Genomic DNA, 22,600 nt, shown 5'->3' on the forward strand with positions numbered 1-22,600 from the left:
ATTTAATATCACAAAATAAATAACTTTAATCTTTAATTTTGTTGTTTAAATCTTCAATTTCTAATAATAATTTATTATTTTCTGTTTCAAGATGTTCATTTATTTTTTTTTGAACTATAATTTTTTTATAAACTTTAATATAATCTAAAATACCATTTTTTCCCACCCAAAGAGAATATTGCAACCAAATAAATAATAAAAATAACAATACCTTCAATATTCTCATGCAATAACTCTAAATAATTTTATTTTTATATTCAAATAACTTATGAGTATATGGGAAAAATATAATATTATTTTCATATAACTTTTTAATTAATTTTTTAATATTTTCTTTTATTGATATTGTTCCATCTAAATAAATATCTGGTTGTTCTGGGGCTTCGTATAAAGAATGTATACCGGTAAAATTTAATATTTTATTACAACGCGATTTTTTATATAACCCTTTAGAATCACGTTTTTCACATATACTAAGAGGAGTGTCAATGAAAACCTCTACAAAGTTATCTTTCCCTAAAATGTTAGAAGCCATTAATCTTTGTTTTTTATATGGAGAAATAACAGATATTAAAACCATGATGTTAGCATCTAACATTAACTTAGCTACTTCTGAAATACGTCGAATATTTTCATTTCTATCAACAAAACTAAAAGTTAAATCTGAACATAATCCAGATCTAATGTTATCTCCATCTAATACATAAGTATTAATATTATTTTTAAACAATATTTTTTCTAATATGTTAGAAATCGTAGACTTTCCTGATCCTGATAACCCTGTAAACCATATCACTTTAGATTTATAACCATGTTTTCTTTCTCGTTTTATACGAGTTATCTCATATTTTTGAAAAATAATATTTTTTTTAAAATTATTATTCATATTAATAAAAACCTATTTTTTATTTTTTTATATTCCAATGAGGAAAATGTTTTGAAATTAAATTATATAAATCTAATTCAAAATCTTTAATACTATTTTTTAAAACAATATTATTATTATTTTTAGATTTTTTAATCATACCTGCGCCTACTGTATTATTTTTTAAAACATCAACAAAAATAATATTACCCGTGAATTTATTTTTTTTGTAATCATCAAACAACATAGGTTCACTAAAAGTCACTTTAATCCTACCAATACTATTTAATTTTAGTAAATCGCATTCACTTTGCACCAAAGTATTAACATTAATCTGGAATAAAATTTCTTTAACATAAGCACGAGTTTTTTTACCTGATGATTTCACATTATATACTTCACCTACCTTTAAAGGGTCATTAGACATCCAAACAACATCAATAATAGCCTCTTGAGAAGGTTCTAAATTAGAATCAATATTTACAAAAAAATCACCACGACTAATATCTATTTCATCTTTTAAAATTAATGTAATTGACTGTCCAACATGTGCTTTTTTTAAATCTTGATCAAACATTAAGATACGAGAAACAGACGAAATAATATTAATAGGCAATATTTTTATTAATTGACCAATTTGAATTTCTCCAGAAAATAAGGTACCTGCATAACCTCGAAAATTTGCGTTTGGGCGGTTCACATATTGAACTGGAAATCTGATTTCTTTTAAACACGTATGATCTTTAATTTCTATTGTTTCTAAAAAATTTAATAATGTTTTATTTTTATACCAAGGCATTAACTGACTTGGAAAGACAATATTTTCACCTGTTAAAGCAGAAATGGGAATAAAAAAAATGTTTAAATTTTTAGGAAGTTTTTTAGAAAATATAAGAAAATTTTTTTTTATATTTAAAAATATTTCTTCATCATAATTAACTAAATCCATTTTATTTACTGCAACTACTAAATATTTTATTCCAAGCAAAGAAGATATAAAACTATGTCGAAAAGTTTGTTCTGATAGACCCTTTTTTACATCAATTAAAATAATGGATAAATCACAAGTAGATGCCCCTGTAACCATATTCCTCGTGTATTGTTCATGACCTGGCGTATCTGCTATAATAAATTTACGTTTATCAGTTGAGAAATAACGATATGCTACATCAATTGTAATACCTTGTTCACGTTCTGACTGTAATCCATCAACTATAAGAGCAAGATCAATATCATTTCCTTGTGTTCCATGACGTTTACTATCTTTTTTTAAAGAAGATAGTTGATCATCATAAATTTGCTTAGTATCATGCAGTAATCGCCCAATTAACGTACTTTTTCCATCGTCTACACTACCACATGTTAAAAATTTTAATAAAGTTTTTTTCTCATTTGAATATATCCAATTTTTAAAATTATCAAAAAATTTAATATTTTTTGTATTGACATTAGTATTCATTTTTTTTAAATTCAACCTATATTAAATATATTTTTAGAAATAACCTTGTCTTTTTTTAAATTCCATTGAATTTTTTTGATCATAATCAATAGATCGACCTGTTCTTTCGCTAGTTTTAGTTGTTATTGTTTCTTTAATAACATCTTGAAGATTTTGAGCAGTGGATTCAATTGCACTAGTTAAAGGCCAACAACCCAATGTTCTAAATCGTACCATTTTATGAATAATTTTTTCATTTTTATTTATTTTAATACGTTCATCATTAACTACTAAAAGAAAACCATTTCTTTCTACAACTGGTCGGATAGCTGCAAAATATAAAGGAACAATGTCAATTTTTTCTAAAAAAATATATTGCCAAATATCTAATTCGGTCCAATTTGATAATGGAAAAACGCGAATGTTTTCTCCTTTGTTGATTTGACTATTATAGTTCCACCATAATTCGGGACGTTGTTTTTTGGGGTCCCATTGATGAAAGGAATCGCGAAAAGAATAAATTCGTTCTTTGGAGCGAGATTTTTCTTCGTCTCTTCTAGCGCCTCCAAAGGCTGCATCAAAATTGTATTTATTTATTGCTTCTTTTAATCCTTCTGTTTTCATTATGTCGGTATATTTTGAATTATTGTCTTCAAATGGGTTTAAACCCAATAATTTTCCTCGCATATTATAATGTATAATTAGCTCTAAGTTGTTATTTTTAGCAACGTTATCTCTAAACGTATACATTTCTTTAAACTTCCATCCAGTATCTACATGTAATAGTGGAAATGGCAAACGCCCAGGATAAAAAGCTTTTTTTGCAAGATGTAACATTACAGAAGAATCTTTACCAATAGAATAAAGCATAACAGGGTTTTCAAATTCAGCTATTACCTCTCTAATTATATAAATGCTTTCTGATTCTAGTTGACCTAGATGAGTAGTATTTTTTTTAAACATTTGATTTCCTTACGTTTTTATTATTTAAGAGGTAGTTTCAATATTATTTAAATTAGTAAGTTTTTTAAACCATGCTAGTTTTTTATGCAATAAAACTACTTGCCCAATAATTAGTAAAGACGGACTTGCGCTAAGTTTAAATATTTTATCAATTTCGTCTAAACGACCTATAATAACTTTTTGATTTATAGTAGTTCCATTGCTAATAATAGCTATTGGAGTAGATTTTAAACGACCATGTAAAATAAGTTTTTCAGAAATTTCTAAAGCATTTAAACTTCCCATATAAACTACTAATGTATAAGAAGAATCGCATAATACAGACCAATTATTTGAAGTATTATTGATACATTTACAACCTGTGATAAATATTACTCCTTGAGCATAATCACGATGTGTTAATGGTATACCAGAATAAGCAGATAAACCAATTCCAGCAGTAATTCCAGGCACCACTTGAAAATTAATGTTTGCATTTTTCGCAGCTTCTAATTCTTCACCTCCACGACCAAATATAAAAGAATCTCCTCCTTTTAAACGAACTACTTTTTTACCCTGCTTAGCTAAAAAAATTAATAGTTTTATAATTTTATCTTGAGTAATACTTTTCAATCCAGCGCGTTTTCCAACATAAATGCATTTTGCATCTCTTCGGACAAGATTTAATATCTCTTGGGAAACTAAATTATCATACAACACGACATCTGCTTCCTGCATTACTTGCAAAGCTCTTAAAGTTAGCAAATCACTATTTCCAGGTCCAGCACCAACTAAAATAATTTCGCCTATTAATTTGCTGGGCTCTTTAATGATTTTTTTTAAAATAGAAATTGCCTTTTTTTCTTTTCCATTAAGAACATATTGAACAAAAATACTATTAAATAATTTTTCCCAGAAATATTTTCTTTCCAAAAAATTAGAAAAATGATTTTTAACTATTGATCTCCATTTGCCAGCAATTCTGGCAACATCTCCCAATCTCATTGGAAGTATTGATTCAATTTTTTTTCTTAATAAACGCAGTAATACTGGTGCTGTTCCACTTGAAGAAAGAGCTACTATTAAAGGAGAACGATCAATAATAGAAGGAAAAATAAAAGAACATTTTGATTGATCATCTACTACATTGATTAATATTTTTAATTTATTACATTTTTTAAAAATTTTTTCATTTAACTTAGTATTACTAGTAGCTGCTATTACTAAAAAAATATTTTTTAAATAAGATATTTGAAATTCATTAGAAATCCAAGACACTTTTTTTTCAAATAATAAAGATCTAATTTCTGAACAAATATCTTTTGCAACAATATTCACTACAGCTTTTGCACATAATAACAACTTAATTTTATTAAAAGCAACTTCACCAGCACCAACCACTAATACATATTTATTTTTTAAATCTAAGAAAACAGGTAGATAGTCCACGTTGAACCTATAAATATAATAAAAAGTTTATATTAATTTTTAAAAATCATTATCAATTAACTTTGCAGAAATGCAAACATTAATATTTCATATATACTTTAAAAGCACTTGAAATATTAATGTATAAAATTTAAATATTGTTTTAATCGCACTCTTTATTGTTATGCAATCCACATTCACGCTTTAAACCAAAAAACCGTGTTTCTTCTTCACGCATGCCAGGTGTGTATTTTTTAGTAGTATGTACATCTCCTACGGATATATAACCTTCTTCTAATAAAGGATGATTATCTAAATTATTATTTTTTATATATTCATAGATTTTATGGTTAGACCAATCTAAGATTGGAAGAATTTTAAAAACTCCTCTTTGAATAGAAACATATGAAAGATTACTTCTGCTGCTAGATTGTACTTGACGTAATCCTGCAAACCATGTTTGGACTGATAATTTCTTTAAAGCTAAATTCATTGGCTCTATCTTATTAATTTTATTATATAAATCAATGCCTTTTAATCCTTGTTCCCACAATTTTCCATATCTTGCTTCTTGCCATGCTGGTGAAATATTTGATCGAAAAATTTTTAAATTTAGGTTGAATTTTTTTTTAATTAAATCAATAAAATGATATGTTTGAGGAAATAAATATCCTGTATCAATTAATACAATCGGAATATTTGGTTTTTGCTTAACAATAAGATGTAATAAGACAACTGATTGAATGCCAAAACTAGATGACATTATATGTATACCAGGTAAATTTTTAAATGCCCAAGATATACGTTCTTCTGCTGAATATTTCGATATTAACATATTACATTTAGACAAAAATTTTTTTTTTTTCAAAATTTAGCAAATTTATATTTTTTTTATCAATATCAGACATTTTTTCTCACTATTAATTCCAAAAATCGTGAATAGGATTTATCACTGCTTTTACAATTTTCTTTCTAATAACAAAATCACCAAAATCTTCATTTTCTTGACGATATATAGACCAATTTTTTATTAAAAAATCTAAATGAACTAAAATTTCCTTCTCTGTTATATTTTCTTGATATATCTTAGGAATTCTATTACCTATTTTATTACCACCTATATATAAATTATATCTACCTATAGATTTTCCAATTAAACCAATTTCAGATAACAAAGATCTTCCGCAACCGTTAGGGCATCCTGAAACACGTAAAATAATCATTTCATTATCTACACCATATTTTAACATGATGTTTTCTACTTTAGTAATAAAATTAGGTAACATCCGCTCTGCTTCTGCCATTGCTAAAGGACAAGTAGGAAAAGATACACATGACATAGCATTTTCGCGCAATTTACTGATCTTTTTAATTAAACCGTAGGATATTGCAATTTGTTCAATTTTGTTTTTATTTTCACTCAATATTTCTGAAATAATTATATTCTGATTAGATGTTAATCTAAAATTTCCTTTATGAATACTTGCAATTTTTAATAATCCTGACTTTAACAATTGATTATCATTATCACATATACGTCCATTTTGAACAAATACTGTCAAACTCCAATTGCCATTAACATCTTTTTTCCACCCTATTTGATCTCCTCTAGTATTAAAAGAATAAGGGCGAATAGGCTCAAAAGTAATATTTGCTCTTTTTTCAACTTCTTGCTTAAATAAATTTAATCCAAAGTTTTTTATAGTATATCGAGTTTTTGCATTTTTACGGTTGGTACGGTTGCCCCAATCTCGTTGTGTTGTAACTATCGACTTGGCGACAGATAGAGTTTTATCGATACCAATGTATCCTAATTCTAATGCGAGAAAAGGCCAAGTTTGTTTATTTCCATGAGTAATCGATAATCCCCCTCCTATCAATACATTAAAGCCTATTATTTTTTTATTTTCTACAATAGCTATAAAATTCATATCATTTGCATATAAATCTACATCATTGTGAGGTGGTATAACCACTGTTGTTTTAAATTTTCTTGGTAAATAAGTCTTTCCGAGAATAGGCTCATGATCAGTGCTAAGAATTTTTTTTTGATCTAACCAGATTTCTACATAGGCTTTCGTATGCGGCAATAAAAAATTAGAAATTTTTTGAGCCCACTCATAACACTCTTGATGAACTTCAGATTGCATAGGATCAGATGTACAGAGTACATTTCTATTTACATCATTAGCTGTTCCTAAAGAATCCAAACCTATTTGATGGAGTATTTGGTGAATGTTTTTTAAATCTTTTTTTAAAATTCCATGCAATTGAAAAGTTTGGCGATTAGTTAATCTAATAGTTTTATACAAAGTATTTGTGCTAGCGAATGAGTCAATTTTTATCCATTGTTTAGATGATATAACTCCACCAGGTAGCCTGCAGCGCAGCATCATAGCATAACGAGACTCTAGTTTCTGCTCGTTACGCTCTCTACGAAGATCACGATCATCTTGTTGATACATACCGTGAAAACGGATTAGTGAAACATTATCTCCACTAAAGCTATTAGTCACTTGATTTTTTAAATCATCTGAAATCGTTCCTCGAAGATAATTACTATTTTTTTTAATATGCTCTTCTTTAGTAAGATTTGAAGATAATTGTTTAAAATTTTTTGTCATTAATATACATCTCTTTGATAGCGTTTTTTTAAACGCAAATTATTTAAAAATTCATTAGAATCTTCTGTGCTCATGTTTCCATTTTGACTAATAATCTCTAATAAAGCTTTTTCTACATCTTTTGCCATTTTAGAAGCGTTGCCACATATATATATGTATGCATTTTCTTCTATCCAGCTCCATATTTCCTTTCCATATTCTTTTATTTTGTTTTGTACATATATTTTTTCTTCTTGATCTCTTGACCATGCTAAAGTGATCTTAGTGAGCAGACCTTTTTTTAAATACTTTTGCCACTCTATTTGATATAAAAAATCTTCAGTGAAATTAGGATTTCCAAAAAAAATCCAATTTTTTCCAGTCGAACCATCGTTATCTCGTTGCTGCATAAATGATCGATATGGAGCTATTCCAGTTCCTGATCCGATCATAATAATTGGTGCTTCTGTATTTTTAGGTAATCGAAAATTATTATTTCGCTCAATAAAAATTTTCACTGGATCATCAATATTTAATAGTTCCGATAAATAACCTGATGCCCCACCTAAATGCAAGCAACCAGATATAATTTTTTTTACAACACCAACTGTAATATGAATTTCATTTTCAACTTCATCTTGTGAAGAAGAAATAGAATATAATCTGGGAGTTAACGGACGAAGAATATTGATAAGTTTTTGAGAAGAAATTTTTTTAGGATAATCACTAATCATATTAATTAAAGGAGTATTTTTTATATAATTTTCTAATTCTTTTTCATGCGATGCAATTTCTTTTAAAAATTTGTTTTGTGTGATATCCGCATATTTTTTTACAATGTTTTTTGTATTACTAGTCAATTCAAAATTATTTTTTAGAGCATCAACAATATTTATTTTTTTATTTTTAATATTAATTATGTCAGATGCATTTATAGATAACAATTTCAAAAATTTTTGTACTAAATTATTATCATTTTGATACCATACTCCTAATGCATCTCCTGGTGTGTATTTCACGTTTAAATCACTAATATCTAATTCAATGTGACGAACATCTTTAGTTGAATTTCGACCAGTAATTTTTTGATTAGTTATAATTTTTGCTATACCAGGATTATATTTTGTGCACGTATTAATTTCATCGATAAAAACATCTTCTTTTAACAAATTAGAAGAACGAGAGGACATATCTATTTTTTCAAGGCTAGTTAATAATTTTTTAGACCATTGAATATAATCGTCTTCATATTCAATATCAACATCTAACCTATGAAGCAAATTTCTACCTCCTAATTCATTTATCCTTTTATCAAAATCTTTTCCAGCTTGACAAAAAAGATTATAAGAACTATCTCCTAATGCAAATATACTATACTTTAAATTGTTTAATTTAGGTGCTCTTTTAGACATAATAAATTTATATAAAGATAAAGCTTCTTCAGGAGGTTCTCCTTCACCTTGAGTAGAAATTATTAGTATTAAACACCTTTCATCTTTAATTTTTTTAAAATTATAATCAGCAGCATTAACCAAGTGAGTTTTTTTATTATTCTCATTTAAATACTTATTTAAACGCTCTGAAAGCGTTCTAGCATTACCAGTTTGAGAAGCTGATATAATTGTAATTACATGATTATCTATTTTTTTTTTCTCTAAAGAGAATATGTTTTTATTTTTTTTAAGATTAGAAAGATCTTGATGCGCTAAATTCCAAAAATACCCCGAAAGCCAAGCAAATTGAAGGTTAGAACAATTTTCTTCAATTTTTTTTAAAATCTCTATTTTCTCTAAACTTAATGGAAACATAAAATCGAAAGGATTTGCATTATTCATTATACTAAATACCTAAATTTCATTAAATTAAAATTAGAATAACTAATTTAATATAATTTACAGAAATTATCGATCTTTAGCTACTAATAAAAAACTAAAACTTTACATAAAAATGAAAATTAAATCATGTTCTAAATATTTTTAAAAACTAGAAAAATATTAATATAAAAATTTATTTTCTTTTTACTTAGTAAATTAATCCGATTTTTTACTAATATACTATAAAATATAAATTACACATTTATTTTCATAAAATAAGATAATTAAAAAACGCAAAATAAATAGTAGAAATTTCTTTTTTTTAACTAAAATATTAAGTGTTTATTTCAAAAATTATATATAATTTTAATATTCTAAAAATTTTATTACATATAAAAATTTCAAAAATATCAGGATAATTTAATTTTTAAATAAATAAAAAATGACAAATAAATTTATTAAATAATTTGATACAGATGAATTTTATATTATTTAATAAAAAATTATATTTTTATGCTAAAATAAGTGTAATTTAAATATATAAAAATCGAACGCAAGTGATTATTATTAATTATAGTAAATATAAGAACACTTTTATATAATTAAAAAATTTATTTTATCAAACATCTTAAAATAGAGTGTTTATACAAATAAATATCAAATTTTTAAATTGAATTATTTATATAAATTAAGTAAATTATTTATTATTTTATATAAATTTCAAAAACAATATTACATATTTTTACCATTTAGAATCATAATCATTGATAGAATATAATTTAACAAAATGATATCTTTAAAGAAAAATTTAACTGCATTATCGCTAAAATTTATATATATTTAAAATCTTTTCATAATTCATTTTTTAATATTATACATAAATCATAAAGTATTTCTAATTTTAAAAAAATCTTAATTTTTAAAGTAAATCAGTATGTTAAAGATAATATTAGTAATGTGCTCAATAATGAAAAACTAAATAAATATAAAAACTACTATTATTTAATTATCTTATATAAAATTTCTTTTTACTTAATTTAAAAAAATCAAGTGTTATTATTTGTGATAAACATTCTTATCAATTTTAATGTTTTTGTATACATGATAATTTAAAAATATCATTTTCCATTGAATTTGATTTTTTTTAACAATAAATAAAAATTTACATAGATTAATCTAAGAAATTATAATAAATATCAGACATTTAAGTATAGTAAAAGGAATGAATGATAAATCTAATCTACAGCGAAAATATTAATCATAAATTTCAAAATTAAAATAAAATATATAAATTAAATCGAATTTAATAAAGCTATATAAAATTTTCTAAAATTAATATTTTATCTTTAAAATTATTAAAATATAATAATATCTTAAAATTGACATGATAATGTTCCTTCTGAAGGTCTGAGTAAAATATTAAGCTGTAATATTATCTTAGATTATAAAAATTAGATTTTTGATAAATTAATTATTAATTTTAAATATTTATCTTTATTTTAAGAATAAACTTATTCTTTATCGTTTTATATTTCATTAAAATTGCTTTAAATGTATCTTAATTGAAAAATGTTAAATTTAACTTAGAATTAAAAATATTAAAGAAAATATAAAATATTTTTAAAAATAAATTATTTTAAATAATATTTATTTTTTAAGCATTAAAAGATCAATTTGGATAAAAAATGAAAAAAAAAATAATTTTTTTATGTATCATACTTTTTTCTTATACTACTTTTGCTTTAGAATTTAATCCTATAAAAGCATATAAAATAAGAAAAAAAAATATTTTTAATTCACCTGAAATAATACAATTTTTTTCTTTTTTATGCCCATATTGTTATGACCTTGAAAAAACATATAATATTAGAAAATTAATACGAAAAAAAATAAATCAAAATATTAAAATAAAAACATATCATGTGAATTTTTTAGGTGGAGAACTCGGAGAAATTTTAACAAAAACATGGATAATAGCTGAACAAATGGGAGTTGAAGAAAAAATAATAATACCTATCTTTAAAGGAGTTCAAGAAAGTCATACGTTAAATAATATTGATGATATTAGAGCTATATTTCTAGAAAAAACAGGAATAAGTATTCGTAAATATGATCAATTTTGGAATAGCTTTCTTGTCAAGATATTAGTTCAAAAAAATAACAAAGAAATAAAAAAGATAGACTTAAATTATGTTCCCGCTATGTTAATCAATGGAAAATATACTATTAAATATTCCAAATTAGAAACGTTATTTAAAAATCATTTTTCAAAAAACTATATAGAATTAATTAAATTTTTGTTACTAAAAAATAATAAAAACTAATTTTTTATTAATTAATTTTATATAATATAATTTTGTTATAAAGATCTGCTTGATAGAAATTATTTTGCAATGAAAAGCATTTTTAATAACCTCCCTAAGTATGTAATAATATGCTGAAATTAATATAAGGAAAAAATGTATCATATAAAAAACAAACCAGTAATTATAATAGATGGAACTTTATATTTATATCGATCATATTTTACGTTCCAATTTTTTGAAAAGAATCAAGAAAATCCATATGGAGCAATATATGGTATATTAAAAACAATAAAGAATATTTTGTTAAAGTGCTACAATTCAAAAAAAATTATTATTATATTTGATTCATCTGAAAAGACTTTCAGAAATAAAATATTTAATGCATATAAAAATAATAGACCTAAAATGCCTAATGCACTTTATATCCAAATAAAACCTCTTTTGCATATATTAAAAAATATTGGAATTAAAACTCTAAGAATTCCTGGGATAGAAGCAGATGATATTATTGGTAGTTTTGCATGTAAGCTTGAAGAATGTGGAGAAAAAGTATTAATCGTAAGTCATGATAAAGATATGATACAACTTCTAACAAATAACATTAGTATATTGAATACAAGTAATAATGAAATTATTACACCTAAAAAAATAAAGAAAAAATACGGTATTAATCCTCAAGAATTTATTGATCTTTTAGCATTGATGGGAGATAAATCTGATAATATTCCAGGAGTTCCTAAAATAGGTATAAAAACTGCGCTATTTTTACTGCAAACATTTTCAAATATTCAAAACATTTATAATAACATAGAAAAAATAAAACTTTTATCTTTAAGAAATGCCAAAAATATATCAAATCAACTAAAAATTTATAAAGATACTGCTTTTCTTTCATATAAATTAGCCAAAATAAAATTAGATGTCCCTATTTATATTAGTTCTGATGATATTATTTTAGAAGAAATATGTTTTAAAAAATTATCTAATACAATTAAAAAATATAATATTAAGCAAAAAAACAGTCATAATAATTCATTTTAAAACTATTTATACTGTTTATACCAAATATTTAATTGAGATTGTAATTTGGAAATACCTATTTTTTTAAATGATGAAAATAATTCTATATGGACGTCTTGTAAAAAAATTTTCAATTTTGTATAGACAATTTGAAATTGTTTTTTCTGTTGGGTTAATGTAAGCTTGTCACATTTGCTTAACAATATAAAAATAGGTATATTCTGGTTTATAGCTATATTAATAATGTATTGATCATAAATTTTCAAAGGATACCTAATATCCATTAAAAAAACTAAACCTTTTAAAGGTTTTCTTTTTTTTAAATAATTATATATTAATTTTTGCCATTTTAATTTAATTGACATCGGACATTTAGCATAACCATAGCCAGGAAGATCAACTATTCTAAAATTTGAAATAACTTGAAAAAAATTAATTAATTGAGTTCGACCAGGTTTTTTACTAGATCTAGCTAGTTTTTTTTGATTTGTTAAAGAGTTAATAGCACTAGATTTTCCTGAATTAGAATATCCAATAAAAGCTATTTCAATTCCATGTTCAATATTTATATCAGAAATTTTAGAAACACTTTTTAAAAAAAAAGTTTTATTATATATAATACTCACAATTTAACCTTAACTTTTAAAAAATCCATTAAAAAGTTTTATTTTGTATGTTAAAAAATATAATTTTTTTATTAATTGGTATTAAAAAAAATAATCCTCAAAATTTAATCTTTTCTAATACTTTATCAAAAAGATTTAAAGCATATCTACATTTTTAACAAGCAGAACTTTAAAGGAGAAAACATGCATCAAAAAATAAGAAATATTGCTATTATAGCACATGTTGATCACGGAAAAACTACATTAGTTGATCAATTATTACAGCAATCAGGTGCTTTTAAAAAACATGAAGAAAAAACCGAACGTATTATGGACTCCAATGACTTAGAAAAAGAAAGAGGTATTACAATAACATCTAAGAATACTTCCATAAAATGGAAAGAATATAAAATAAATATCGTAGATACACCTGGTCATGCCGATTTTGGTGGCGAAGTAGAACGAGTTATGTCTATGGTAGACTCAGTTTTACTAGTAGTAGATGCTTTAGATGGTCCAATGCCTCAAACGAGATTTGTCACTCAAAAAGCTTTTAAATACGGTCTTAATCCTATTTTAGTGATCAATAAAGTTGACCGAAAAAATTCTCGTCCCAATTGGGTTGTAAATCAGGTTTTTGATTTATTTGTGAGTCTTGATGCTAATGATCAACAGCTTGACTTTCCAATTATATATACCTCTGCAATTTTTGGCACTTCTGGATTAAATTATCTTAAATTAGAAAATAACATGACACCGCTATATGAAGCAATCATTAAATACGTGCCCGTACCTGATGTAGATCCTAATGAAAAATTTCAAATGCAGATTTCACAACTTGATTATGACAATTATCTAGGATTGATAGGTGTAGGAAGAATTAAGCAAGGTTCAATAAAGAATAATGATCTAGTTACTGTTATTGATAGTTTAGGCAATTATAAAAATGGGAAAATTAGCAAAGTACTAAACTATTTTGGAATAAAACGCATAGAAGTAGAAAAAGGAGAAGCTGGAGATATAATTGCTATTACAGGAATTAATAAACTAAATATTTCTGATACAATTTGTCATCCAGAAAGTTTAAAACCTCTTCCGATATTAAATATCGACCAACCTACAGTTAGTATGTTTTTTTCAGTGAATACATCACCTTTATCTGGAAAAGAAGGAAAATATATTACATCTCGTCAAATATTAAAAAGATTAAAAAAAGAAACTATGCATAATGTTGCTTTACAAATAAAAGAAACAAAAGATGCTAACATTTTTTCTGTATCCGGACGAGGCGAGCTACATTTATCTATATTAATTGAAAATATGCGACGTGAAGGGTTTGAACTAGAAGTTTCTCGCCCAAAAATTATTTTACGTGAAATAGATGGTGTTTTACAAGAACCTTTTGAATATCTAACTTTAGATATTGAAGAAAAACACCAAGGAAGTATTATGCAGTTCATAGGAGAAAGAAAAGGTGAATTAAAAAATATGTTTATAGATCAAAATAAAAGAGTGCGTCTTGAGTACATTATGTCAAGTAGGGCGTTAATAGGTTTTCGTTCCGAATTTATGAGTGTAACTTCTGGAACTGGAATATACTATACATCTTTTAGTCATTATTCAAAAAAACAAAAAAATGAAATTGGGCAAAGAAAAAACGGTGTTTTAATTTCTAACGGAAAAGGAATTGCTGTCGGATTTGCTTTATTTAATTTACAGGAAAGAGGTAAATTATTTTTAGGGCATGGAACTGAAGTATATGAAGGCCAAATAATAGGATTACATAATCGTTCTAACGATTTAACGGTAAATTGTTTAACAGGAAAAAAACTAACTAATATGAGAGCTTCCGGAACTGATGAAGCTATAATTTTAACCACTTATAAAAAATTTACTTTAGAAGAAGCATTATCATTTATTAATGACGATGAATTAGTTGAAATTACACCTAAAGCAATACGTTTACGTAAACGATATTTGAAAGAAAATGAACGAAAAAAATCAAATAGAAGTAAAAATAATTTAATTAATTAAAAATATTAAATTTTAAAAATTTTTATTAATTATATAATTCTATTTTTTCAATAGAATTATATAAATAATTAAGAATTAAAAAATATATTCATATTAAATGATCTGAAAATTACTTTTAAATAATTTTCTCTTTGAAAAATCAGGTTCTTAACAATTCAGAAATTAATACATTATGCTTCTTTTTTTGATGCAATAAACATAAATGTTCAGCGATAATAATGGTTTTCAAATCATTTATAGCTTTTTCAAAATTATCATTAATAATCAAATAATCATACTCTGAATAATGATTCATTTCATCTACAGCTTTTTCCATTCTCTTTGAAATAACTGTATCACTATCTTGACCTCTTGAACGCAATCTTTTATATAATATATCTTTGGATGGAGGAAGCAAAAAAATACTTCTTGCATTCGGTATTTTATATCTAATTTGATTTGCTCCTTGCCAATCAATATCAAGAAAAACATCAATTCCAGAAATTAACATTTTTTCAATGAATTTACGTGAAGTTCCATAATAATTGTTGAATACTTTTGCATATTCTAAAAAAGATTTTTGTTTAATCATGAATCTAAATTCTTTTTTAGATATAAAATAATAATGTTTCCCATGACATTCACCAGGTCTCATAATCCTAGTAGTATGAGATATAGACACTTGAATGTTATAAAAACATTTTGTTTTTAATAATCCCTTAATTAAGCTTGACTTTCCTGTTCCACTAGGAGCTGAAATAATAAAAAGAATACCTTGTGACATAATGTTTTTAAAAGTATCTTCTGAATTTTAAATAAATTTTTTAATTAATACTAAATATTATATAATAAAATTAAAATGTTTTAAAAAATATTAATTTTTAATTGAAAAAATTGTTTCAAATCCATAAATTCTAAAAATATTTTGAATATTTATAGATTTATTCAGTACTGCTTGTATCCAAGTTTCGTTAGAATATACATTAACTACTGATAATAAAAAACCGATTCTTAACCAATTATTTAATACTTTTGTTTCGATAACTGAACCAATTTTAGGATTTATTGTTTCTTTACTTGATAACAAATACAATGCATGCTTATTTAAATTTTTATAAAAAACTCGAGATATTATTTCTTGGCCATAATAACATCCTTTATTAAAACTGATTGCTTGAAGCTTATCTAAATTAACAGATTGTGGTAAGAATTTTTGAGACATAGTTTTTCCAATAATGGGATATCCTGCTTCCATATCTAATGCAATCCATTGTTTGCTGTTATTAAGTAAAATTTTTCTATTAATTTTTTCCTTAAATAATAAAAAATTTTTTAAAGATAAAACTAATAAAAATCGTTCACATGGATTTGAAAACCAAAGCATAGTTATTTCTTTATTGGAAACTACAGGTGCACTATCATCTGGTATTTCTTTAAATTGTTCGGATAAAAACAGCTTAGAATTTCTTCCAGATAATCCTAATAAAAATATATCATTTAATTGATGTATTTGAACCTTTAAAAAAACAGTATATTTTCTAAATTCTTGTATTTGTAAATCAAATAAACTTTTTTTTATAATGCAAGCGTATCCTTTTCTATAATGAAATAACAAAATAGTGCTATAGACTCTACCTTTTAAATTACAATAAGCACATATTTTATGATGTCTTTTTTTTAAAGAATCAAGGTCAATTGTTAATTGATTTTGAAGAAATTTTTTACTATCAAAACCATCTATATAGATAATAGACCATTTTTCAAGAGAAATTAATGTTAAAGGTAATTGAATTGATGAATAAACAACATTTTTTGAAAAATTAAATAGTGACATTATTTTCCTGAGCATTAGTAAAATATATTAATTAAAAACAAATAAATTTATAAAATTAAATATATAATAGAAAAAATTAATTTTTATATTCAAAACATCTTATAAATCATTATTTGTAAATTTTTAGAAGAACAAAAAATTATGATAGATATTAATACAATAAACAATCAAATTAAAACGTTAAATCATCGGAAAAATGATTTGAAGAGGTATCTTTGACTATAATTCAAAAAAATTAAGAATTTTAGAAATCGATTTAGAATTATTAAAACCTGAGACATGGAAAAAAAAAGAATCTATATATAAATTAAATAAAGAAAAAAACTTATTAAATATAATTGTCGATAATATAAACAAAATTGAAGCACAATTAAAAGAAACAAATATTTTTGTAGAGTTAGCTAAAGAAACAAAAGAAAATACAGTCATACAAGATATTATTACAGAAGTAGAAAAAATAGAAGAAAAAATTAAAAAACTTGAATTTTATCGTATGTTTTCAAAAAAATATGACAATTGCAATTGTTATATTGATATACAATCTGGATCTGGAGGAACAGAAGCACAAGATTGGTCAAAAATATTATTAAGAATGTATTTAAAATGGTGCGATAAAAAAAGATTTAAAACTGAAATTATTGAAGAATCTATTGGTGAAATAGTTGGAATTAAATACGCTACAGTTCAAGTATTTGGAGAATATGCTTTTGGATGGTTGAGAACTGAAACTGGAATTCATCGTCTTATTAGAAAAAGTCCATTTGACTCAGGAAATAGAAGGCATACATCATTTAGCTCAGTTTTTATATATCCAGACATAGAAGAAAAAATTAATATTGAAATTAATTCATCTGACTTAAGAATAGATGTATATAGAGCTTCTGGAGCGGGTGGTCAACACGTGAATCGAACAGAATCTGCAGTCCGAATCACTCATATCCCTACTAATCTTGTTACTCAATGTCAAAGCAATAGATCTCAGCATAAAAATAAAGAACAAGCAATGAAACAAATGAAATCAAAATTATATGAATTACAAAATCAAAAAAAAATAAAAAAGCAAAAAAAAATAGAAGATAATAAATCAGATATTAGTTGGGGCCATCAAATACGTTCTTATATATTAGATCATTCAAAAATTAAGGATATTAGAACAGGTGTAGAAAAACATGATATACAATCTGTGTTAAATGGTGATTTAGATGATTTTATCGAACACAGCTTAATATTAGGATTATAGAGGTTGAAATGTCAAAAGAAAAGAAAATAAGAAAAGAAAAATTAATTGAAATGAAAAAAAATGGATTTTCTTACCCAAATAATTTTAAAAAAAATATAAATTCTATTAAAATTCATAAAACATACGGAAAAAAAACAAGTCATGAACTTAAACAAATGAATGTTCAAGTCGCTATTGCTGGTCGTATGGTTAAAAAAAGAATTATGGGAAAAGCTGCTTTTTTTATATTACAAGACATAGAAGGACAAATACAAGTATATATACAAGAAAAATCAGTTACATCTAAATTTTATCATGAACATTTTAAAAAATTCGATATTGGAGATATTTTAGGTGTAGACGGTTACTTATTTAAAACACAAACACAAGAATTGTCTATTTATACTAAAAATATTACAATACTTACAAAATCGTTAAAATCTTTTCCTGATAAATTTCACGGATTATTAAATCAAGAGAAACGTTACAGAAAAAGATATTTAGATTTAATTAGTAACAGTCAAATATATAATATTTTTAAAAATCGATCAAATATTATTCAATTAATTCGCACGTTTATGTTGGAAAAAAAATTTTTAGAAGTAGAAACTCCGATGCTACATAATATTCCTGGTGGTGCTTCTGCTCGCCCTTTTAAAACTCATCATAATGAAATAAATAAAACAATGTACTTAAGAATAGCGCCAGAGCTATATTTAAAAAAATTAATTATTGGTGGATTTGAACGTATTTTTGAATTAAATCGAAACTTTAGAAACGAAGGAGTTTCTACTAAACATAATCCTGAATTTACTATGATGGAAGCATATATCGCTTATTCTGATTATCGATATATGATGAATTTTACAGAGAAATTATTACAAAAAATAGTAAGCGATTTATTTAATACTAATATAATCAAATATAAAGAATATTATATAAATTTCAATACACCTTTTTCTAAATTAACCATGAAAGAAGCTATTTTGAAATTCAATCCAAATATTTCTCTTTCTGATTTAAAAAACTTAAAAAAAATTAAAAAAATTGCAAATAATATCAACATAGAAATAAAAGAAACCTGGAGTATAGGTCAAATAGAAAATGAAATTTTTGAAAAAACAGTAGAAAAAAATTTAATTCAACCAACTTTTATTACTGAATATCCTGTAGAAGTATCTCCATTAGCTAGACGTAACAATGTTAATCCACAAATTACTGATAGATTTGAATTATTTATTGCAGGATATGAAATAGGTAATGGATTTTCAGAATTAAATGATCCAGAAGATCAAAAAAATAGGTTTTTAAACCAAATAAAAATGAAAGAAAAAGAAGAAAATGAAAGCATTTTTTATGATGCGGATTATATAGAAGCACTTCAATATGGCTTGCCTCCTACTTCAGGATTAGGAATTGGTATAGATCGTTTGATTATGATATTAACTAATCAAAAAAGCATTCGAGAAGTTATTTTATTCCCTGCTTTACGTTCACCTTTAAAGTAAAAAATTATGTTTTTATAATTAATATATATATTTAAAATTTAACAGGAGTAAAAATGCCTCAACTCATTTATCAAACTAAAAGTAATCTGAACATTAAAAATATAAAATATCTTATAAAAAAATATCAATCCCCATTTTGGATTTATGACGCAAATATCATTAATGATAAAATTCAATTATTAAAAAAATTTGATATTATTAGATTTGCTCAAAAAGCTTGTTCTAATATTCATATTCTCAAATTAATGAGAGAAAATAATTTGAAAGTAGATGCTGTATCATTAGGAGAGATTAAACGAGCTTTAGCAGCTGGATTTAAAAAAAACAGCGATGAAATTGTCTTTACTGCGGATTTATTTGACCAAGAAACATTGTCTGAAATTATTAAATATAATATTCCAGTAAATGCAGGTTCATTAGATATGTTAAAACAATTAGGAAGTATTTCCCCTGGTCATCGTATTTGGTTACGAATTAATCCTAAGTTTGGTTATGGTCACAGTAAAAAAACTAATACTGGAGGAGAAAATAGTAAACATGGAATTTGGGATCCTCATTTAGCTATACCTATTATAAAAAAATATAATTTAAAACTTATTGGTTTACATATGCATATTGGCTCTGGTGTAAATTATAAACATTTAAAAAAAGTTTGTCATGCAATGCTACAAAGTGTAATTCAAATAAATCAAAAAATAACATATATTTCTGCTGGAGGTGGTTTACCAATACCTTATCGATTCAACGAAGAACCTATTGACGTGGAAAAATATTTTGCTTTATGGAATAAAGCAAGAGTAAAAATTTCTCAATTTTTAAAAAAACCCATTCAATTAGAAATTGAACCAGGTAGATTTTTAGTTGCAGAATCAGGAATATTAGTATCGCAAGTAAGAGCAATTAAAAAAATGGGGAACAAAAATTTTGTTTTAATTGATGCAGGATTCAATGATTTGATGAGACCGACTATGTATGGGAGTTATCACCATATATCTATAATCCCGTCAAACAATCGAGAGATTGACGAAAATAAAACCATTGAAACAATAGTAGCAGGTCCACTATGTGAATCAGGAGATATCTTTACACAAAAAGAAGGTGGTCATATAGAAACTAGGCAATTACCATTAATGAAAATAGGAGATTATTTAATTTTTCACGATACAGGCGCATATGGCGCATCTATGTCATCTAATTATAACACTAGACCGCTTATTCAAGAAATATTAATAGAAAATAATACTTTTAAAACTATCAGAAGAAGACAAACTTTTAAAGAACTATTAAGTTTAGAACAATAATACATTTTTAGAGGTATTTATAAAAAGAGAGTAAAATATGTACATTATTTTTCCAAAAATTAATCCCATTATTTTTTCTATTGGTCCTTTTACTGCTCGCTGGTATGGTCTTATGTATGTTATTAGTTTTATTTTCGCTCTTTTATATGGAAAAAAATTGTTAAAAAAAAACAAAAAAAATCAAAATAGAATCTTTTCTATACACTGTTTTTTTAGGTTCTTGCATTGGAGGTAGAATAGGATATATAATTTTTTATAATTTTTCATATTTTTCTAAACATATGTTATGTATATTGCATGTTTGGGAAGGTGGTATGTCTTTTCATGGAGGGTTAATAGGGGCAATTATTAGCATGTATTATATTTCTATAAAACACAAAATTAAAATTTTTATTCTTTCAGACTTAGTAACTGCTCTAACGCCTTTTGGTTTAGGCGCTGGAAGATTAGGAAATTTAATTAACGAAGAATTATATGGACGTATCGCGATTAATTTTCCATATGCAGTACTTTTTCATAGCACAAAAAATCAAGATTTAGCACTAGCATTAAAATTTCCCCAATTACAATCAATAATAGAAAAATATGGAACATTACCTCGTCATCCTTCTCAAGTTTATGAATGCATTTTAGAAGGAGTTTTGCTGTTTTTAATAATATACTTATATAATCAAAAAACAAGACCTATAGGAAGTAGTAGCGGTTTATTTTTAGTGAGCTATGGAATATTAAGAATTATTTCTGAAGTATTTCGAGAACCTGATCCTCAAATTGGGCTAATTCAAAATTGTATTACAATGGGTCAAATTTTATCAATTCCAATGATTATATTTGGATTAATTATTATATTTATATCTTTTTACAAAAAATCTAATTTTGAGACGTTATGAAAAAATACTTACAGTTAATAAAAAAAATAATTAAATATGGAAAATTAAAAAACGACCGCACTGGTACAGGAACACTATCTATTTTCGGACATAATATAAGATTTAATTTAAGAAAAGGATTTCCTCTTGTTACAACAAAGAAATGTCATACACCCGCTATTATTCATGAACTTTTGTGGTTTCTCAAAGGAGAAACTAATATTAAATATTTGAATGAAAATAAAATATTTATTTGGAATAATTGGGCTGATCAATTTGGAAATCTTGGTCCTATTTATGGAAAACAATGGCGAAGTTGGAATGCATCAGATGGAAAAAAAATTGATCAAATAAAAAACGTAATAAAAAAATTAAAAAAAGATCCTAATTCTCGTAGAATATTAGTGTGCAGTTGGAATGTTGGAGAAATAGATAAAATGTCTTTACCTCCTTGTCATGCATTATTTCAATTTTATGTATTTCAAAATAGATTAAGTTGTCAATTATATCAACGTTCTTGTGATGTTTTTCTGGGGTTACCATTCAATATAGCAAGTTATGCAATGCTTACGCATATGATAGCACAACAGTGTAATTTTGAAGTTGATGAATTTATATGGACAGGTGGTGATATTCATTTGTATAAAAATCATCTTGCATTAGCTAAAAAACAACTTCTTCGAAATCCTCGAAAATTACCACAATTAATAATATTAAAAAAACCTAATTCATTGTTTGATTATGTTTTTGAAGATTTTAAAATTATTAATTATAATCCTCATCCTGCCATTCGCGGCGAAATATCTGTATAAAATCTTAATAATTCATTTCTTTA

At 24.7% G+C, this 22,600-nt stretch carries 17 protein-coding genes and 2 pseudogenes; 8 read left to right on the top strand and 11 right to left on the bottom strand.

The annotated features are described in order from the left end of the window. Positions 1 to 25: 25 nt before the first annotated feature. From HU701_RS02330 to HU701_RS02365, 8 genes and pseudogenes are all read right to left on the bottom strand, one after another. Positions 26 to 226, bottom strand: coding sequence for a septum formation initiator family protein (locus tag HU701_RS02330; protein ID WP_178919306.1), 201 nt, complete (start codon positions 224 to 226; stop codon positions 26 to 28). 9 nt (positions 227 to 235) lie between these two features. Beyond that, positions 236 to 886, bottom strand: a complete 651-nt coding sequence (gene cysC / locus HU701_RS02335) for an adenylyl-sulfate kinase (protein WP_158346574.1) — start codon at positions 884 to 886, stop codon at positions 236 to 238. A 19-nt stretch (positions 887 to 905) separates the two neighbouring features. Then, entirely contained in the window at positions 906 to 2,324 is a 1,419-nt protein-coding gene (gene cysN, locus HU701_RS02340) for a sulfate adenylyltransferase subunit CysN (RefSeq protein WP_178919308.1), read from the bottom strand. A gap of 33 nt (positions 2,325 to 2,357) precedes the next feature. After that, positions 2,358 to 3,266 (bottom strand): sulfate adenylyltransferase subunit CysD, encoded by a 909-nt coding sequence (cysD, locus tag HU701_RS02345; protein WP_158346579.1) that lies wholly within the window; start codon positions 3,264 to 3,266, stop codon positions 2,358 to 2,360. A gap of 24 nt (positions 3,267 to 3,290) precedes the next feature. Then, positions 3,291 to 4,694, bottom strand: coding sequence for a siroheme synthase CysG (cysG, locus tag HU701_RS02350; RefSeq protein ID WP_178919312.1), 1,404 nt, complete (start codon positions 4,692 to 4,694; stop codon positions 3,291 to 3,293). 142 nt (positions 4,695 to 4,836) lie between these two features. Further along, positions 4,837 to 5,581: pseudogene (locus HU701_RS02355) on the bottom strand (phosphoadenylyl-sulfate reductase). A 12-nt stretch (positions 5,582 to 5,593) separates the two neighbouring features. After that, positions 5,594 to 7,297, bottom strand: a complete 1,704-nt coding sequence (cysI, locus tag HU701_RS02360) for an assimilatory sulfite reductase (NADPH) hemoprotein subunit (RefSeq protein ID WP_178919324.1) — start codon at positions 7,295 to 7,297, stop codon at positions 5,594 to 5,596. Beyond that, positions 7,297 to 9,111 carry an assimilatory sulfite reductase (NADPH) flavoprotein subunit gene (locus HU701_RS02365; RefSeq protein ID WP_178919326.1) on the bottom strand — a complete coding sequence of 605 codons (1,815 nt, stop codon included), beginning with the start codon at positions 9,109 to 9,111 and terminating at the stop codon, positions 7,297 to 7,299. Before HU701_RS02365 ends, cysI begins: the two co-directional genes overlap by 1 nt. Before the next feature lie 1,664 nt (positions 9,112 to 10,775). On the opposite strand from HU701_RS02365, the gene HU701_RS02370 reads away from it, so the two are divergent. Then, the gene (locus tag HU701_RS02370) at positions 10,776 to 11,414 is read left to right on the top strand and encodes a DsbA family protein (protein ID WP_178919328.1); all 639 of its coding nucleotides are present in this window, start codon (positions 10,776 to 10,778) and stop codon (positions 11,412 to 11,414) included. Positions 11,415 to 11,549: 135 nt separating this feature from the next. Further along, a complete protein-coding gene (locus HU701_RS02375; RefSeq protein ID WP_178919330.1) occupies positions 11,550 to 12,437 on the top strand; it encodes a 5'-3' exonuclease in 888 nt (295 codons plus the stop codon). 2 nt (positions 12,438 to 12,439) lie between these two features. Here the strand turns inward: HU701_RS02375 and yihA are convergent, their stop codons facing one another. Next, complete coding sequence (gene yihA / locus HU701_RS02380) at positions 12,440 to 13,045, bottom strand: ribosome biogenesis GTP-binding protein YihA/YsxC (protein ID WP_178919507.1); 606 nt, start codon at positions 13,043 to 13,045, stop codon at positions 12,440 to 12,442. 180 nt (positions 13,046 to 13,225) lie between these two features. Between yihA and typA the strand changes: the two genes are divergently transcribed. Beyond that, the gene (gene typA / locus HU701_RS02385) at positions 13,226 to 15,055 is read left to right on the top strand and encodes a translational GTPase TypA (protein ID WP_178919332.1); all 1,830 of its coding nucleotides are present in this window, start codon (positions 13,226 to 13,228) and stop codon (positions 15,053 to 15,055) included. Positions 15,056 to 15,194: 139 nt separating this feature from the next. On the opposite strand, the gene gmk is transcribed toward typA, so the two are convergent. Together gmk and ygfZ are read right to left on the bottom strand one after the other, a co-directional pair. Further along, the gene (gmk, locus tag HU701_RS02390) at positions 15,195 to 15,818 is read right to left on the bottom strand and encodes a guanylate kinase (RefSeq protein ID WP_178919334.1); all 624 of its coding nucleotides are present in this window, start codon (positions 15,816 to 15,818) and stop codon (positions 15,195 to 15,197) included. Between the two features lie 90 nt (positions 15,819 to 15,908). After that, positions 15,909 to 16,868 carry a tRNA-modifying protein YgfZ gene (ygfZ, locus tag HU701_RS02395; RefSeq protein ID WP_178919336.1) on the bottom strand — a complete coding sequence of 320 codons (960 nt, stop codon included), beginning with the start codon at positions 16,866 to 16,868 and terminating at the stop codon, positions 15,909 to 15,911. Positions 16,869 to 17,009: 141 nt separating this feature from the next. Between ygfZ and prfB the strand changes: the two genes are divergently transcribed. The 5 genes and pseudogenes from prfB (at position 17,010) to thyA (ending at position 22,577) form a co-directional block, all read left to right on the top strand. Next, a protein-coding gene (prfB, locus tag HU701_RS02400; protein WP_178919338.1) for a peptide chain release factor 2 occupies positions 17,010 to 18,108 on the top strand; the annotation gives its coding sequence in 2 pieces (ribosomal slippage) (positions 17,010 to 17,084 and positions 17,086 to 18,108; 1,098 coding nt in all). A gap of 8 nt (positions 18,109 to 18,116) precedes the next feature. Then, positions 18,117 to 19,595 (top strand): lysine--tRNA ligase, encoded by a 1,479-nt coding sequence (gene lysS, locus HU701_RS02405; protein WP_178919340.1) that lies wholly within the window; start codon positions 18,117 to 18,119, stop codon positions 19,593 to 19,595. A gap of 53 nt (positions 19,596 to 19,648) precedes the next feature. Continuing rightward, positions 19,649 to 20,896: a diaminopimelate decarboxylase gene (gene lysA, locus HU701_RS02410; protein ID WP_158346604.1), complete on the top strand. Its 1,248-nt coding sequence runs from the start codon at positions 19,649 to 19,651 to the stop codon at positions 20,894 to 20,896. Between the two features lie 37 nt (positions 20,897 to 20,933). Then, positions 20,934 to 21,786 (top strand): annotated as a pseudogene (lgt, locus tag HU701_RS02415) (prolipoprotein diacylglyceryl transferase). After that, positions 21,783 to 22,577, top strand: a complete 795-nt coding sequence (gene thyA, locus HU701_RS02420) for a thymidylate synthase (protein ID WP_158346606.1) — start codon at positions 21,783 to 21,785, stop codon at positions 22,575 to 22,577. Before lgt ends, thyA begins: the two are co-directional and overlap by 4 nt. The last annotated feature ends 23 nt before the right edge of the window (positions 22,578 to 22,600 follow it).

This window comes from Buchnera aphidicola (Aphis gossypii) (assembly GCF_013394915.1).
Lineage (GTDB): Bacteria > Pseudomonadota > Gammaproteobacteria > Enterobacterales > Enterobacteriaceae > Buchnera > Buchnera aphidicola_AZ.